Here is a 3,274-nt window from a genome sequence, read left to right on the forward strand (position 1 = left end):
CAGAGCCTGGGCGAGGGCCAGTCCGTGCTGGTCGGGGGGCAGGTGGGGTGCCAGCCGGACCAACGCCCGCACCCGAGCCTCCGGCCAGTCGATAGTGATGGCGGCGCTCAGAGCCTGAGCGAGAACCGGCCCACGCTGGTCAGGGGGCAGATGGGACGCCAACCCGGCCACTGCCTCCGCCCGGCCAGCCGGATCCGGTATGGCCTGGGCGTAGGCGAGCGCACGGGCCGGGGGCCACAACCCAGCCTCGACGAGTCGAACCAGCAGCGGCGGGGGGATGTTCGCGGCCAGACTGGTGATCGAGCCGAAGAGCAGCGCGTAGCCGACCTGCCGGCCAAGCCCCCGGGGATCATCCGCGGGATGCCGCGTCCGGGCATCCTGCCAGGCGGCACGAACATCGGCCAGATAGTCACCCGTGCTGCCCTGGCTCTCGTGGGCGACATACCAGACGCTCTCCGCCCGGCCATCACAGGTGGGACGTTCCGCGGCCAAGAGCGCATCGACCGTCTCCGGCTCACCCGCGGCCAGCAGATGCACGATCAACGCTGACATACCGTAACGATCCACGGCGTCGAACCCCAGACGGCCCCCCAAGGCGGGCAGAGCGGTATCCAGACCACCCCACCGGGACAGGAAACACCGGGCCAGCACGCCATGAACCTGCTCACGCTGCTCAGCAAGCAGCGTCGCACGAGCGTAGTCAAACAGCAGGTCATGCAGGGTGAACGTGTCGCTGGCGGGGTCGATCTGCACGAGGCTGTGCCGACCAAGCCTGCTCAGCAGATCCTCGGCATCCAGCTCATCAAGGCCACTTGTGGCCTGCCACAGCAGGACCGCCACCGCCACCGGCACCGGCCCGCGGCCCTCGAAGACCACCAGCTCCCGGAACCGGTCCGCGTCCGGCTCGCCGAGCGCCGCAACAGAGGCATCCAGCGCGGCGAGCAGACCCTGGGGATAGTCGGAGAGCCGGCCCACGAACCAGGCAAGATCAGCACGGCGGAGCCGTGCCGTGACCACGGCCCACCGCCGACCCTCAGCAACCATGCCCCCCATCACGGCGAGGGCCAGCACCAGACCGCCGCACCGGCGGACGATCTCGTCGGCCTCCTCGGGCAGGCCGGTAACCTCGCACCCGGCGTAGCGGGCCAGCACCCGGCGCGCCATCTCGTTGTTGACCTGTTCGAGCCGATAGTCCTTGTTGTCGGCGAACAGGACCTCCCGGTCACGGGTGGTTACCAGCAAACGGCTTCCCGCCGGCACCGGCAACCCCGCCAGCACCTCACGATCCCAGACGTTGTCCGCCACGATCAGGCACACCGCACCCGCCAGTACCTCCCGCAGCCGCGCTGTCCCCACCCGCACGTCCACGACCGGCTCGGGGAAACCGAACGCGGCCAGGACCTGCGTCTGAAGGGCAGCCAGGTCCGGACGCGGGGTGACCTCGACCCACACAATCCCGTCCGGGAACGCCGCCCGGACCCCATCGTCGTGCACCAGCGCACGGGCCAGCGTTGACTTGCCCGCGCCTCCCATCCCCACGATCCCGACGACCGGGCCGGTTGAGCGGCCGGTCAGCAGCGCGCGTACGCCGGCAACGTCGCTATCCCGGGGCACGAACCGTGACGGCAGTTCGGGCAGCAGCTCCTCCGGCGGACGCAGCCGGCTCACCACCGCCGGTGACGGCCCACCCGGGAACGCCACCGGTCGGGGTATCGCGCGCAGGCCCGGCGGGAACGGCGGAGCGCTGGCCGGTTTCGCCCGGCCACCGAACACCGCCACCCGGGCGGCCTCACGAAGGATCATCCGGGCCGCGTCCTCACCGATCCCCATCAGGTCGACGCCCACAACCTGGCGCAGCAGCCCCGGCCGGTCACAGGCAGCGACCCGCGCCACCAGCAGTTTCCGGTCCTGCCCGGCGGGGTCAGCCACCCATGCCGCCTGCCACTCCGCCGTCTCGTACACCGACCGGGCATAGTCGTCGGAGAGCACCGCGATCGTGCGCGTCGCCCGGGACACCCCACTCTGCATCCCGACGACCCAGTTCGTGCCTGGGCCGAAATCCCACGCCTGGATCAGGACCCGGAAACCGTCCTCCTCCAACACCCACGCGATCCACTCCGCCCACGCCCGGTCAGACTGCGTGTACGAGACGAAGAAATCCCAGCCATCCACTGCATCCCCGTAACCCACCGCGCCAGCATCCCACTCCAGCCCATATAGACCCAGACCAGCCCACAGCCGGCACCATGACACTGTGGGGGATCCATCGGGACACCGTGACCAGGCACGCCGTGCTCACCGGACGCGTCGCGCCCCGCCGCCGCATAGTGCTTCTCCGGTTTCCACCGTCGCTCGTGGTTGTGTCAACACGTGCGCTGGTAGGCGATGTCGCCGGGCACGAAGTGGTTCCATTCTTCGGCCGACAGGCCGGCGCCGGCCGCGTCGCACGCCCAAACGTGGATATGGCCACTGAGAGTTGATATTCCTGCTATCTCGTAGACTCGTAGCCGTCCCCCGCCACTGCCGCTGATCGTGCTGATGGTGATGAGGGTGCGCCCGTCTGGGCTGAACGTCACCCCGGTCAGATACTGGTCGTCGTCAACACTGGCAATCCGCGTCGGCGCCCGCAGGTCGGTGAGGTCATAGACCCGCAACCGACCCCCACCACCGCTGCTGATGCTGATACTGGTGGTGGTAGTGGTGAGGGTGTGACCGTCCGGACTGAACGCGACCGCGGTGAGGTGCTGGTCGTCGTCAATACTGGCAATCCGCACCGGAGCCCGCGGGTTGGCGAGATCATAAACCCGCAACCGACCACCGCTGCTGTCGCTGTTGCTGGTGGTGGTGAGGGTGTGACCGTCCGGACTGAACGCGACCGCGGTGAGGTGCTGGTCGTCGTCAACACTGGCAATCCGCACCGGAGCCCGCGGATTGGCGAGATCATAAACCCGCAACCGACCACCACCGCTACCGCTGTTGCTGATGGTGGTGAGGGTGTGCCTGTCTGGGCTGAACGCGACCGCGGTCAGGTACTGGTCGTCGTCGACACTGGCAATCCGCGTCGGCGCCCGCAGGTCGGTGAGGTCATAGACCCGCAACCGACCCCCGCCACTGCTGTTACTGGTGGTGGTGAGGGTGTGGCCGTCCGGGCTGAACGCGACCGCGGTGGGGTGCTGGTCGTCGTCAATGCTGGCGATACGCGCCGGGGCCCGCGGGTCGGTGAGGTCATAAACTCGCAGCCCTCCGCCGCTGATGCTGGTGGCGGTGGTGAGGG

At 69.0% G+C, this 3,274-nt stretch carries 2 protein-coding genes; both read right to left on the bottom strand.

Annotation, left to right across the window (positions count from 1 at the left end; translation table 11 throughout):
• Positions 1–2,190, bottom strand: a 2,190-nt coding sequence (locus MJ797_RS15920) for a toll/interleukin-1 receptor domain-containing protein (protein WP_239335607.1), incomplete at its 3' end; no start/stop codon positions are given.
• A gap of 173 nt (positions 2,191–2,363) precedes the next feature.
• Positions 2,364–3,274: WD40 repeat domain-containing protein (locus tag MJ797_RS15925; RefSeq protein ID WP_239335609.1), on the bottom strand; the 911-nt coding region annotated here is incomplete at its 5' end.

Source organism: Protofrankia sp. CiP3, from assembly GCF_917627345.1.
In the GTDB taxonomy this organism is placed as follows: domain Bacteria; phylum Actinomycetota; class Actinomycetes; order Frankiales; family Frankiaceae; genus Protofrankia.